This window comes from Salipiger aestuarii (genome assembly GCF_003259905.1).
Lineage (GTDB): Bacteria > Pseudomonadota > Alphaproteobacteria > Rhodobacterales > Rhodobacteraceae > Salipiger > Salipiger aestuarii.
This window is the reverse complement of record NZ_QLMG01000032.1, coordinates 19,579-32,544: the sequence shown is the minus strand read 5'-3', so window position 1 is coordinate 32,544 and position 12,966 is coordinate 19,579. Positions and strand designations below refer to the sequence as shown.

Here is a 12,966-nt window from a genome sequence, read left to right as displayed (position 1 = left end):
GGGATAGGGTTCAGTCGCGGGTTTCGCGGATGAGTTTCAGAATATCCTGCGCGGCCTGCGGAATATTGGTGCCCGGCCCAAAGATCGCCTTGACCCCGGTGTCATACAGAAACTGATAATCCTGCTGTGGAATCACGCCGCCGCAGATCACGATGATGTCGCCCGCGCCCTGATCGCGCAGCGCCTTGATCAGTTGCGGCGCCAGCGTCTTGTGGCCCGCCGCCTGGCTTGAAATGCCGACGATGTGCACATCGTTGTCGATGGCATCCTGCGCCGCCTCTTCGGGGGTCTGGAACAGCGGGCCGACATCGACGTCGAACCCGATGTCGGCAAATGCGGTGGCGATCACCTTGGCGCCCCGGTCGTGGCCGTCCTGGCCCATCTTGACCACCAGCAAGCGGGGGCGGCGGCCTTCGGCCTCGGCAAAATCCTCGACAGATTTCTGGATGGCGGCAAAGTCTTCGTCGCCCTCGTAGGCGGCGCCGTAGACCCCGGCGAGCGTCTTGACCTCGGCCCGGTGGCGGCCGAACACGTTTTCCATCGCCATGCTGATTTCCCCCACGCTGGCCCGTGCTCGGGCGGCTTCGACGGCGGCCTCCAGCAGGTTGCCGCCTTCTTTGGCGCGCCGCTCGACCTCGGTCAGGGCCGCGTCACAGGCCGCCTGATCGCGGCTCGCGCGCAGCCGTTCCAGTCCGGCGACCTGCCCCGTGCGCACCTTGTCATTATCGATATCAAGGATGTCGATCGGGTCTTCCTTGGCAAGGCGATACTTGTTCACGCCGACGATCACGTCGTCGCCCCGGTCGATGTCGGCCTGGCGTCTGGCGGCGGTTTCCTCGATCCGCAGCTTGGGCATGCCCGACGCCACGGCCTTGGTCATCCCACCCATTTCGTCGACTTCCGAAATGAGTTTCCACGCCTCTTCGGCCAGCTTCGCGGTCAGCGATTCGACATAGTAAGACCCGGCGAGCGGATCCACCACCTTGGTCACGCCGGTTTCCTCCTGCAGGATCAGCTGGGTGTTGCGGGCAATGCGGGCGCTGAATTCGGTGGGAAGCGCGATCGCCTCGTCCAACGCGTTGGTGTGCAGCGATTGCGTGCCGCCAAGGGCCGCCGACATCGCCTCGTATGCGGTGCGGATAACGTTGTTGTAAGGGTCCTGTTCGGACAGGCTGACCCCCGACGTCTGACAGTGGGTGCGCAGCATCTTCGAGCGCGGGTTCTGCGCGCCAAGTTCGGTCATGATGCGGGCCCAGAGCATCCGGGCGGCGCGCAGCTTGGCGATTTCCATGAAGAAGTTCTTGCCGATGGCAAAGAAAAACGACAGCCGGCCGGCGAACTTGTCGATGTCCATCCCCGCGTCCATGGCGGTTTTGACGTATTCCTTGCCGTCCGCCAGCGTGAACGCCAGTTCCTGCACCAGGTTCGCGCCCGCTTCCTGCATGTGGTAGCCGGAAATCGAGATGCTGTTGAATTTCGGCATCTCGTTGCTGGTGTATTCGATGATGTCCGAAATGATGCGGATCGACGGCTCGGGCGGATAGATATAGGTGTTGCGGACCATGAATTCCTTCAGAATGTCATTCTGAATCGTGCCCGACAGGATCGACCGGTCATGGCCCTGTTCCTCCCCCGTCACGATGAAATTGGCCAGGATCGGGATCACCGCGCCGTTCATGGTCATCGAAACCGAGATCTTGTCCAGCGGGATGCCGTCGAACAGCACCTTCATGTCCTCGACCGAATCAATGGCAACCCCGGCCTTGCCCACATCGCCCACAACGCGGGGGTGGTCGCTGTCATAGCCGCGGTGGGTGGCCAGATCGAACGCGACCGACACGCCCTGCTGCCCCGCCGCCAGCGCCTTGCGGTAGAATGCGTTGGATTCCTCGGCGGTGGAAAAGCCCGCGTATTGCCGGATGGTCCAGGGGCGGCCCGCGTACATGGTCGCCTTGACGCCGCGGGTGAACGGTTCGAAGCCCGGCAGTTCGTCAAGCTGGGGCAGCCCTTCGATGTCCTCGGCGGTGTAGATCGGCTTGACCTCGATCCCTTCAAGCGTCTGCCAATCGAGATCGCTCAGCGGGCGGCCGCGCAATTCCTTTTCAGCAAGTGCCTGCCAGTCGTCCTTTTTGACGGTCATGGCTGTGTCCTTTCCTTTGTGGTGCCGGCGGCCAGTTGAATCTGCCCTGTCCGGCTTCCGGGTCCTCTGTCAGTCGTGCAAGGCCGTCTGCCCCGGCGCGCAGCCAGAACAGATCGTCCGCGTATCGTTCGCGCAGCCGGGCGGATTGTTCGGGGCCAAAGGGCATCCAGCGGCCCGGCCCGGCGGGCAAGAGCGCGGGGTCGTCGCCGCGCAGCGCCAGCACCTGGCGCAGGTCTTCCAGCGGCGGCGCGCGATGCGCCCAGATCCCCGTGGGCGGCACCGGCGGCGTATAGAGCAGGCCAGACACCTGCCGCAGCAGCCGGTCGGGGCGGGTGACAAACCGTTCGAAGGGCGTGACCAGCAGCGTGGCTCGGGGCAGCGCCACGGCAATGTCCGAAATCACCTGCCGCCAGCCGCGTTGCGAGGTGCTGAACGCCTCGATCCGTTCCGGTTCCGGCAGCGGCAGCCCGCGTGCGACGAGATGCGCCAGGGTCGACGCCCACCACATTTCGGGCGAGCGGATCTGGATCACCGCCCGCGTCACCCCGTCGAAGCCCGCCGCCACGCGGCGCAGCCGTGCGCCCGCATCCGGGTACAGCGCCCCCGCCCGCACGCAGCCGCGCGGCGTGCCAAGCATGTCCTCGTCCGAGACCATTAGCGTCGCCACGCCGCGCGCCGCGCTGGCGGTTGTCGCCAAACGCACCCGCCCCTGCGCGCGCAGCGCATCGCCCGACCGCCGGGTCGGGTCCATCAGACCGTGCAGCAGGCCCTTGCGGGTGCGCCATGGCCCCCAGACCCCGACGCCCTGACCCGCCAGCTGCGGCTCTGCCCCGCGCAGATAGGTCTGAAACGTGGTTGCGCCGGCGCGATGCGCCCCGAGATGCAGTATGACGTCCATTGCCATGGTCCTTCAGCAGAATTCGCGGCATCATGTCCGCGCCTTCCCTGAGGATCCGGTTAAAATTGCAAAAATTTGTCCTGGTAGGGTCGCAGCCATATGCAGCGCGCGACGTCGTCCCTATATTCAGGCACATGAACCGTAGGACCGTCCTTGCGCTGACAGGCGCCGCATTTCTGGCGACGCCGCTTGGCGCGGCAGAGCAACCCGGCAACGGCATCATCCGGTCCGCCGGCGATGCGACGCTTGGCGATTTTCTTTGGATCGCCCGCCCGCTGGTCGTGCTGGCCGACAATCCCGCCGATCCAAGATATGTGCAGCAGATGCAGCTCATCACCCAGCGCCTGGATGCGCTGGCCGAGCGCGACGTGGTGGTCATCACCGACACCGACCCCGGCGCGCGTTCGCCGATCCGGCTGGCGCTGCGCCCGCGCGGGTTCATGCTGACGCTGGTGGCAAAGGACGGCACGATCCTGTTCCGCAAGCCAGCGCCCTGGGACGTGCGCGAGATTTCGCGATCCATCGACAAGCAGCCGCTGCGCCAGCAAGAGGTCCGCGACCAGCACGGCGTTTTGCCGCCCCTGGACCAGGTGCGCTGAGCGACGTCGCTGGAAAGGCCATGCACGGGCGCTGGTCTATCCTGCCGAAGGCGGGCTGATCCGTCACACCAAAGGCGGGCTAATCCATCGCCCGCAGCGCCCAGGCGCGTTTGTTCGGCCAGTCGACCAGCGTCAGCAGCTTGGTGTTCGGGTCGAAGATCGTCAGCGTATCGGGGCTGAACATCGCGTCGTACAGCAAGGCCTGCATGTCCTCGTCCAGACACATGGCCACGCCCGCCGCCCCCGCCGTCACGATCCCAAGCCCGGATCGCCGTTCGTGATCGCGCACCTGCATCGAGATGTCGTTCGGGCTGAGCTTCATGGTAAAGGCCACCGGCTTGCCCTGTTCGAGCATGTATAGCGCGCCGTACATGTCCCCAACCCGCAACACCCCCGCCTTGGGATAGCGCGAATACAGCGAATACAACGCCGCGGTGCAGCCGAGCCGGTCGCGAAAATACAATGCGTCGCGCAGATAGAGCGTCTCCGACAGGTCCTTTCGCAGTGCGGATTCGGTTTCGAAAAAGCAGCCGCCCAGGCAAAGGACAGCCGCGAGTCCCGCGAATATGCGAGATAACCTCATGACACCCACCTCTGGCCTGGTCCCCCGACGTGGGCAAACTGGCGCCAGAAAGTGACCGGCATGTTCGGGGAATGGGACGAAAGCGGGAAGAATCGCGCCAATCCGAACGATCAGCCCCTGACGGGTCGCATCGCACCGAACCGCAGATCATGTCCCGCCCTTGCCCCACGGAATGCTCTCCCTATTCGAACTCGATGATGACATCGTCCACGGCCAGACTGTCGCCGGGACCCGCGTTGATCTTTTTCACCGTGGCCTTGCGTTCGGCGCGCAGGATGTTTTCCATCTTCATCGCCTCGACGGTGCACAGCGCCTGACCTTCCTGCACCTCGTCGCCCTCGGTGACGTTCATCTTGACGATCAGCCCCGGCATCGGACACAGCAGCAGCTTGGATGTGTCGGGGGCCTGCTTTTCCGGCATGAGGCGGGCAAGTTCGGCGGTGCGCGGACTGCGCACATGCACCTTGAGATCCGCCCCGCGCGACCGGATGCGGAAGCCCCCCGAGATCTTGCCGACCTTGAACAGCAGCGGCGCGTCGTTGACAGTCATGTGCGCCAGTTGCTGACCGGGGGTCCAGTTGCCGGTGACGCGGATCGTCTGGCCGTCCACGAAGGTCACGGTCGCGCCGGACTTGTCCGCCGCGATGGTCACGTCGAAATCCATGTCCTGAAGCGCGATGTTCCATGCATCGCCGACCTTGCGCTCGTGATTGTCGAGCGTGCCGGAAATACGGGCGCGCCGGATCTCGGCGACGCGGTTCATCGCGGCACAGGCGGCGGCGATTTCGCGCAGCTTGTCCTCGGCCAGCGTCACCCCTTCGAAGCCGCCCGGATATTCTTCCTCGATGAACGCGGTCGAGATATTGCCCGAGATAAACCGCGGGTGATCCATCACCGCCGCCACGAAGGGCAGGTTGTGCCCGATGCCCTCGACCTCGAAACTGTCCAGAGCGTTGCGCATGGTTTCGATGGCGTCGGCGCGGGTCGGCCCCCAGGTGCACAGCTTGGCAATCATGGGGTCGTAATACATGCTGATCTCGCCGCCTTCATAGACGCCGGTGTCGTTGCGCACGGTGCCGTTGCCAAGCGGGCCTTCGGCGGGCGGGCGATAGCGGGTCAGCCGGCCGATGGACGGCAGAAAGCCGCGATAGGGGTCTTCGGCATAAAGGCGGTTTTCGATGGCCCAGCCGTTGATCTTGACGTCGCTCTGGGCGATCGTCAGCGCCTCGCCATTGGCGATGCGGATCATCTGTTCGACCAGGTCGATGCCAGTGATAAGCTCGGTCACCGGATGTTCGACCTGCAGCCGGGTGTTCATTTCAAGAAAGTAGAAGTTCTTGTCGCCGTCGACGATAAATTCGACGGTGCCGGCGCTGGTGTAATCGACGGCCTTTGCCAGGGCGACGGCCTGTTCGCCCATCGCCTTGCGGGTTTCGGGATCAAGAAAGGGGCTGGGCGCCTCTTCGACGACCTTCTGGTTGCGGCGCTGGATCGAGCATTCGCGCTCGTTCAGCCACAAACCGTTGCCGTGGCCGTCGCACAGCACCTGAATTTCGATATGGCGCGGCTGCGTGACGAATTTCTCGATAAAGATCCGGTCGTCGCCAAAGCTGCTGGCCGCCTCGTTCTTCGAACTTTGAAAGCCCTCGCGCGCCTCGTCGTCGTTCCAGGCGATGCGCATGCCCTTGCCGCCGCCGCCCGCGGATGCCTTGATCATCACCGGATAACCGACCTGGTTCGAGATCTTCACCGCCTCGTCGGCGTCTTCGATAAGACCCATGTAGCCGGGCACGGTGCTGACCCCGGCTTCCTTGGCCAGCTTCTTTGATGTGATCTTGTCGCCCATCGCCTCGATCGCGCCCTTGGGCGGGCCGATGAAGGCCACGCCGGCCGCTTCGAGCGCCTCGGCGAATTTCGGATTTTCGGACAGGAAGCCATAGCCCGGATGCACCGCCTGCGCCCCGGTCTGGCGCACCGCGTCCAGGATCTTGTCGATGACGATATAGGACTGGTTGGCGGGGGGCGGACCGATGTGGACCGCCTCGTCGGCCATGGCGACATGCAGCGCGTGCTTGTCGGCGTCGGAATAGACCGCCACGGTCTTGATACCCATTTTCTGCGCCGATTTGATGACCCGGCAGGCGATTTCGCCGCGGTTGGCAATCAGGATCTTGTCGAACATGTCCGTCCCTTCCCTTTTTTATCCCTTGGCCGCCGCGGCGCGCTGGCCGCGGGGCACGAAAAAAGCCACCGGGGCGAACGGCCCCGATGGCTTGCAATGTCGGTCCGACCGGGCGATGCGCCCGGCAATCCGAAGCTGATCAGTTGCAGTATTGCGGTGTGATGTCGTCGCAGACGGTGCCTGCGGTCGCGCCGATTGCCGCGCCGACCATGCCGTCACCCCCAAGGGCGCGGTCCGCGAGATAACCGCCACCGGCGCCCAGGCCCGCGCGGCCCAGGTCCGATGACTCGCAGGCTGCGACGGTGAAAAGGCCGAGCACGGCGGCGACGCGAACGATGTTTTTGCCCATGTGGAAAACTCCCTGTGTTCCGTGAGTGTAATCACGCACACAACGTCACATTCCGTCGGGGTGTTCCACAAAATTCGATGAAATCGTAATTCGTTGGCGGATCCCTGCCGGAATGCCACAGCATAGCGGGCAAAGTCGCCGCGCGGACGGGGCCCCAGAGCATCGCGCTGGACAGCAGGGGGGCGCGCTGCCGCATCCCCGTGCCGAACCGTGAAATGATGCGCGATCACGCCCATTCGGTGCCATCTTCGAACGCTTCGGGGAAGGATAGGCGCGCCGCCGCTTCGTCGATGACCAGCAGCGCGTCATAGCTTGCGGGGTCGAACGGGTCTTGCGCCGGTAAAACCTCGCGGCCGAACAGCCACGACAGACGCCCCGCATCCAGATTGCCGCGTTCAAAGGGTTCATCACCGAAATGCGCCCATAGCGCCGCCATGAACGCCAGATCGGCGCGTTTGTCCGGTGCCCTGCGGTCGCGATAACGCTCGCGCTTGGTCAGGGGTGTGACCCCCTTGGGGTTCGCGCGGCGTATGATGAACTGATAGTCGGATCCGGGCAGTCGCCCGGGAAAGCCGCGGTGTTTCAGCATCGCGCGCCCTCCTGTGTTGGGGGCGCCGCGGGGGCGATGCGCCCGAGGCGGTGCCCCGGGTGGTGGGGGACGGGCCCGGAGGCCCGTCCCGTCAGATCACTTGTACTTGCCGGTGTAAACCGGCTCGACGCTGATCGGCTCCGGATCAACGACGACGTACTCTTCTTCCTGCTGGCCGCAGGCTGCGAGGCCGAAAAGGCCGAGCATTGCCAGAACTTTGATGCTCTTGGACATCTTTGTCTCCTGTCATGTTCAACGGAACCGGCAAGACCAAATGGCCTGACCCGTCCTCGTTCCGAGGTAAAGATTGCTTGGGCGCAATCCGATCTCAACATAGCCCAATATTTTGGGGGGCAACATTGAATCGCAGCGAGATTGGCATTTTGTGGCTGGAAAGACGCAGTCCCCCCGGTGCCTGAGCTTTTCGCCGCAAGATATTGCGATTTCATCAAAAAGCCTCCCAGATACAGACCCCGTCGCGCAGAGTGTAGGCTTCGAAAATCTGGCGCGTGTCAGGAGAGGGTTGCCCGAAGACCGTCGGCGCCGCCATGAGCGAGATCACGATCCGCGCCGGAGTCGGCGCGACCCCGTCGGTGGCGGGAACCGCGACACCGTTGCACAGCGCGTCCATGTCCGCGCTGAGCGCGTCATAATCCAGCGCGCCGCCATCCCCGATCGCGGGCGCGACAAAGCGCAGCCGATAGACCGGCCCCTGCCCCGAATCGTCCCAGAGCATCTCGTGAAAGCTGACCGCCATCCCCGAAGGCACGGCGACAGGCGCGCCCTGTGGCAGAAGCGCGGTCGCGCCCAGCAGGAGAAGCCACAGAGCCGTCATTCAGGACCACCTTGTCCAGCGCGCGCGTGTTTCTGGGTCGTCCAGCAGCGCCGCGATGCGGGCGAGCGCGGCACCGCGCGCCCCGCCCGCATCGAGCTGACCGCCGGCGACCAGCCGGGTCGCGCCCGCGTCCTCCTCGATACGGATGCATGGGGTGAACCCGCGCAATCCCCGCAGCGCGCGCCACAGATCCTGCCGCACATGATGCGCCAGCCGCACCCGGCCCGACACCGGCGGCAGACGCGTTTCAACCGCAAGGTCAAAGCGCGCCGGCCAGCGCCGGGCAAGCGTCACCGCCCCGCCCTCATCGGCAAGATGCCAGCCGTTGCGGCGCATCTCTCCCCCCTTCGCGACCCGTCTCAGAGCGGGATGTTATCGTGCTTTTTCCACGGGTTGCTTAGTTTTTTGTTGCGCAGCATGGCAAAGGCGCGGCTGACCCGGCGCCGGGTCGACCGGGGCTGGATCACCTCGTCGATGAACCCGCGCTCGGCGGCGACGAAGGGGTTGGCGAAGCGGTCTTCGTATTCCTTGGTATGGGCCGCGATCTTGTCGGGGTCACCAAGGTCGGCGCGGTGGATGATCTCGGTGGCGCCCTTGGCCCCCATCACCGCGATTTCGGCGGTGGGCCAGGCGTAGTTCACATCGCCGCGCAGGTGTTTGCTGCTCATCACGTCATAGGCGCCGCCGTAGGCCTTGCGGGTGATGACGGTGACCTTGGGCACCGTCGCCTCGCCGTAAGCGAACAGCAGCTTGGCGCCGTGCTTGATGACGCCGCCGTATTCCTGCCCGGTGCCCGGAAGAAAGCCCGGCACGTCGACAAAGGTCAGGATCGGAATTTCGAAGCAATCGCAAAAGCGCACGAACCGCGCCGCTTTTTTCGAACTGTCGATGTCAAGGCAGCCCGCCAGCACCATCGGCTGGTTCGCCACCACGCCCACGGTGCGCCCCTCAAGTCGCATGAACCCGGTCAGGATGTTCTTGGCGTGATCTTCCTGGATCTCGTAGAAATCGCCTTCGTCCGCCACCTTGTAGATCAGCTCTTTCATGTCGTAGGGCTGGTTGGCGTTTTCGGGGATGATGGTGTCCAGCGACGTCTCGATCCGGTCGACATTGTCGAAGAACGGCCGCACGGGCGGCTTTTCGCGGTTGTTGAGCGGCAGGAAATCCACGAGGCGGCGCACTTCGGCCAGCGCCTCGACATCATTGTCGAACGCGCCGTCGGCGACAGAGGATTTTTTCGTGTGGGTGGACGCCCCGCCCAGTTCCTCGGCGGTGACGACCTCGTTGGTGACGGTCTTGACCACGTCGGGGCCGGTCACGAACATATAGGAGGTGTCGCGCACCATGAAGATGAAGTCGGTCATCGCGGGGCTGTAGACCGCGCCCCCGGCGCACGGCCCCATGATGACGGAAATCTGCGGGATCACGCCCGAAGCTTCGATATTGCGCTGAAAGATCTCGGCGTACCCGGCAAGGCTGTCGACGCCTTCCTGGATACGCGCACCGCCCGAATCGTTCAGCCCGATCACCGGCGCGCCGTTCTGCACCGCCATATCCATGATCTTGCAGATCTTTTGCGCATGGGTGGCCGACACCGATCCGCCCAGGACGGTGAAATCCTGACTGAACACATAGACCATGCGGCCGTTGATGGTGCCCCAGCCGGTGATGACGCCATCGCCGTAGGGGCGATTGCTTTCCATGCCGAAATCGGTGCAGCGGTGGGCGACGAACATGTCGTATTCTTCAAAGCTGTCCTCGTCGAGAAGCAGTTCGATGCGCTCGCGGGCGGTCAGCTTGCCCTTGGCGTGCTGGATGTCGATCCGTTTCTGACCGCCACCAAGGCGCGCGCCGGAGCGACGTTCATCGAGTACATGCAGAATGTCTTTCATGGCCGTCCCCTTCGGTTTGGGCAGACCATACTCCCGCCCGATAATTGCTCAAGTCAATTTCGGCAAATTTGCAAAGCTTGAAAACACCAAGTCTTGCTAATCGCAAACTGCCAAATTGCGGCGAACCCGCTTTACGAATGGACAGCACCGGGTTTCGACCCTAGTCACTGGCCCATGCAAAACGTGCCCACCGTCCGTTTCCTGGACCGAACCACCCCGCCGCATATTGCCACACTCATCCTACTGGCGGGCCTGTCCGCGCTGGCGATGAACGTGTTTCTGCCGTCTCTGCCCAAGATGGTGGCGCATTTCGACACGCAATACCGGCTGATGCAGCTTTCGGTTGCAATCTATCTGGCGGTGAACGCCGTGTTGCAGGTGCTGATCGGGCCGGTGTCGGACAAGTTCGGGCGACGGCCGGTGATTCTGTGGGGCGTGGGGCTGTTCTGCGTGGCCACGGTGGGCTGTATCTTTGCGCCCAACGTGACGCTGTTCCTGACCTTTCGCATGTGCCAGGCGGTGGTTGTTACGGCCATGGTGTTGAGTCGCGCGGCGGTGCGCGACGTCGTGCCACAGGATCAGGCGGCCTCCATGATCGGCTACGTCACCATGGGGGTCGCCGTGGTGCCGATGATCGGGCCGGTGATCGGCGGCATGCTGGACGAGGCATTCGGCTGGCAGTCCACCTTCTGGCTGTTGCTGATCCTTGGCGGTGCGATTTTCTGGCTCACCTGGTGCGATCTGGGCGAAACCTCGGCGCCGCGCGGGCTGTCGCTGGGCCAGCAGTTCCGGAAATACCCCGAATTGCTCGCCAGTCCGCGGTTCTGGGGCTATGCGCTGACCTGCGCCCTGGCGTCGGGTGGATTTTTTGCCTACCTGGGCGGCGCGCCCTTTGTCGGGACCGCGGTGTTCGGGCTGACCCCCACCGTTCTTGGCTTTTTCTTCGGTCTGCCGGCCATCGGATATTTCATCGGCAACGGGCTGTCGGGCAAGTTCTCGGCACGCATCGGGGTGAACCTGATGATTCTCTGGGGCTGCCTTACCAACACCGCAGGGCTGGCGCTGGCACTGATCCTGTTCCTGTCGGGGCTGCAATCGGAATGGACGTTCTTTGGCTGCATGACGTTCATGGGCCTTGGCAACGGCATGACCATTCCCAACGCCACGGCCGGCGCGCTGTCGGTGCGTCCGCATCTGGCGGGTACCGCGTCGGGACTGTCGGGCGCCATCATGATCGGCGGCGGCGCGGGACTGTCGGCGCTGGCGGGTGGCCTGCTGCAACCGGGCACCGGCGCCTGGCCGCTGCTGTGGCTGATGTTGGCAACCGGAGTGGCGTCGATCATGTCGATCGCGCTTGTGTTTCACCGCGAACGCAAGCTGCGCGGCTACTGACACACTGGACCTGCGCGCATGGATTTGCAAAACACTCCCCCACCTGTCGCAAACCTGCAAACAGGAAGGGGACACCATGGCGATACGCAAACTTTATGCCGGTGCGAAACTGCGGGACCTGCGCGGCCGTCTTGCGCTGACGCAAAAGGATTTCGCGGCAAAGCTGGGCATTTCGCTGCCCTACCTCAACCAGATGGAAAACAACAACCGCCCGGTGTCCACCACGGTGGTGCTGGCGCTGGCGCAGGAATTCGGCTTTGACGTAACCGAGCTGGGACAGGGCGACAGCGAACGCTTGGTGTCGGACATGCGCGAGGCGCTGGCCGATCCGGTGTTTGCCGAAAGCCCGCCGCTTGCGGATCTGCGGCTGACCGCGTCCAACGCCCCCGCCCTGGCGCGGGCCTTTCTGGAACTGCACCGCGCCTACCGGCAAACCCACGAACGTCTCGCCAGCCTGGACGAGGCGCTGGGGCGCGAGGGCTCGCAGCTGCAACCTTCGCCCTGGGAAGAGGTGCGCGACTTCTTTCACTACTGCGACAACTATCTGGACGCGGTGGACCACGCCGCCGAGCATTTCGCGGGCAAGCTGACGGGAGAAACCCGCGCGGCGGTGACGTCGCATCTGCAAAACCAGGGCATCTCGGTCGAGATCGGCCAGACCACCGCGCTGCGCAGCTATGACAAGGATGCGCGCCGGCTGACAATCTCGGGGCTGGCGCCCCCCCAGACCCAGGGCTTCCAGCTGCTGGTTCAGGTCGCCCTGCTGCGCCAGAACGATCTGCTGGAGGCAACGCTGGATCTGGCGCGCTTTCACACCGACGCGGCCCGCGCCATCGCCAAGCTGGGACTGGCGAATTACTTCGCCGGGGCCGCGCTGATGCCCTATCGCCGGTTTCTGGCCGCGGCACAGGAAACGCGTCACGATCTGGAATTGCTCGCCTCGCGTTTTGGGGCCAGCATCGAACAGGTGGCGCACCGGCTGTCGACGCTGCAACGCCCCGGTGCCAAGGGCATCCCGTTCTTTTTCGCGCGCGTCGATCAGGCGGGCACCATCACCAAACGCCATTCCGCCACACGGCTGCAATTCGCCCGTTTTGGCGGCGCCTGCCCGCTGTGGAACGTGCACCGCGCGTTCGAAACGCAGGGGCTGTTCCTGCGCCAGCTGGCCGAAACGCCGGACGGGGCGCGCTATGTGCTGCTGGCGCGCGACGTCACCAAGCGGGGCGGGCATTTCAACGCCCCCGTGCGCCGCTATGCCATGGCGCTGGGGTGCGAGGTGAAACACGCGGGCGCCCTTGTCTATGCCGACGGGCTGGACCTGAACCGGGACGGCGCGTTCGAACCCATCGGCATTTCCTGCCGGATCTGTGAACGCACCAACTGCCACCAGCGGTCGGTTCCACCGCTGGAACGCCGCCTGTCGATCCATCCCGAACGGCGCGGCGTGATCCCCTACGAGCTGGAATGACTCCGGCCGTTGCGCCCGAAGCTTGCGGCCCGGCGCGTC

Annotated in this window: 13 protein-coding genes; 3 read left to right on the top strand and 10 right to left on the bottom strand. The window is 64.4% G+C overall.

All coding sequences use genetic code 11. The features are described from left to right. Window positions 1-10: 10 nt before the first annotated feature. Both scpA and ATI53_RS15610 read right to left on the bottom strand, forming a co-directional pair. A complete protein-coding gene (scpA, locus tag ATI53_RS15615; RefSeq protein WP_009507254.1) occupies window positions 11-2,140 on the bottom strand; it encodes a methylmalonyl-CoA mutase in 2,130 nt (709 codons plus the stop codon). Next, entirely contained in the window at window positions 2,103-3,038 is a 936-nt protein-coding gene (locus ATI53_RS15610; protein ID WP_009507255.1) for a hypothetical protein, read from the bottom strand. The genes scpA and ATI53_RS15610 overlap by 38 nt, the downstream gene beginning before the upstream one ends. A gap of 134 nt (window positions 3,039-3,172) precedes the next feature. Between ATI53_RS15610 and ATI53_RS15605 the strand changes: the two genes are divergently transcribed. Continuing rightward, complete coding sequence (locus tag ATI53_RS15605) at window positions 3,173-3,637, top strand: DUF4174 domain-containing protein (protein ID WP_111550791.1); 465 nt, start codon at window positions 3,173-3,175, stop codon at window positions 3,635-3,637. Window positions 3,638-3,716: 79 nt separating this feature from the next. Here ATI53_RS15605 and ATI53_RS15600 read toward each other — a convergent pair whose 3' ends face one another. From ATI53_RS15600 to ATI53_RS15570, 8 genes are all read right to left on the bottom strand, one after another. Next, window positions 3,717-4,220, bottom strand: a complete 504-nt coding sequence (locus tag ATI53_RS15600) for a hypothetical protein (RefSeq protein WP_009507257.1) — start codon at window positions 4,218-4,220, stop codon at window positions 3,717-3,719. A gap of 181 nt (window positions 4,221-4,401) precedes the next feature. Continuing rightward, complete coding sequence (locus tag ATI53_RS15595) at window positions 4,402-6,402, bottom strand: acetyl-CoA carboxylase biotin carboxylase subunit (protein WP_009507259.1); 2,001 nt, start codon at window positions 6,400-6,402, stop codon at window positions 4,402-4,404. Between the two features lie 139 nt (window positions 6,403-6,541). Further along, on the bottom strand, window positions 6,542-6,751 hold the full coding sequence (locus tag ATI53_RS15590; RefSeq protein ID WP_009507263.1) for a hypothetical protein: 210 nt from the start codon (window positions 6,749-6,751) through the stop codon (window positions 6,542-6,544). A gap of 226 nt (window positions 6,752-6,977) precedes the next feature. Then, on the bottom strand, window positions 6,978-7,340 hold the full coding sequence (locus tag ATI53_RS15585) for a hypothetical protein (RefSeq protein ID WP_009507265.1): 363 nt from the start codon (window positions 7,338-7,340) through the stop codon (window positions 6,978-6,980). Between the two features lie 96 nt (window positions 7,341-7,436). Continuing rightward, window positions 7,437-7,574: a hypothetical protein gene (locus ATI53_RS23365; protein ID WP_009507267.1), complete on the bottom strand. Its 138-nt coding sequence runs from the start codon at window positions 7,572-7,574 to the stop codon at window positions 7,437-7,439. Window positions 7,575-7,788: 214 nt separating this feature from the next. Next, window positions 7,789-8,175 (bottom strand): DUF6497 family protein, encoded by a 387-nt coding sequence (locus ATI53_RS15580; RefSeq protein ID WP_009507269.1) that lies wholly within the window; start codon window positions 8,173-8,175, stop codon window positions 7,789-7,791. Continuing rightward, window positions 8,176-8,511 (bottom strand): hypothetical protein, encoded by a 336-nt coding sequence (locus ATI53_RS15575; RefSeq protein WP_009507271.1) that lies wholly within the window; start codon window positions 8,509-8,511, stop codon window positions 8,176-8,178. A gap of 23 nt (window positions 8,512-8,534) precedes the next feature. Next, window positions 8,535-10,067: an acyl-CoA carboxylase subunit beta gene (locus ATI53_RS15570; protein WP_009507273.1), complete on the bottom strand. Its 1,533-nt coding sequence runs from the start codon at window positions 10,065-10,067 to the stop codon at window positions 8,535-8,537. A 174-nt stretch (window positions 10,068-10,241) separates the two neighbouring features. Here ATI53_RS15570 and ATI53_RS15565 point away from each other — a divergent pair, with 174 nt between their 5' ends. Both ATI53_RS15565 and ATI53_RS15560 read left to right on the top strand, forming a co-directional pair. Then, a complete protein-coding gene (locus ATI53_RS15565; protein WP_111550790.1) occupies window positions 10,242-11,459 on the top strand; it encodes a multidrug effflux MFS transporter in 1,218 nt (405 codons plus the stop codon). Between the two features lie 76 nt (window positions 11,460-11,535). Next, a complete protein-coding gene (locus tag ATI53_RS15560; protein WP_111550789.1) occupies window positions 11,536-12,927 on the top strand; it encodes a helix-turn-helix domain-containing protein in 1,392 nt (463 codons plus the stop codon). Window positions 12,928-12,966: the final 39 nt, after the last annotated feature.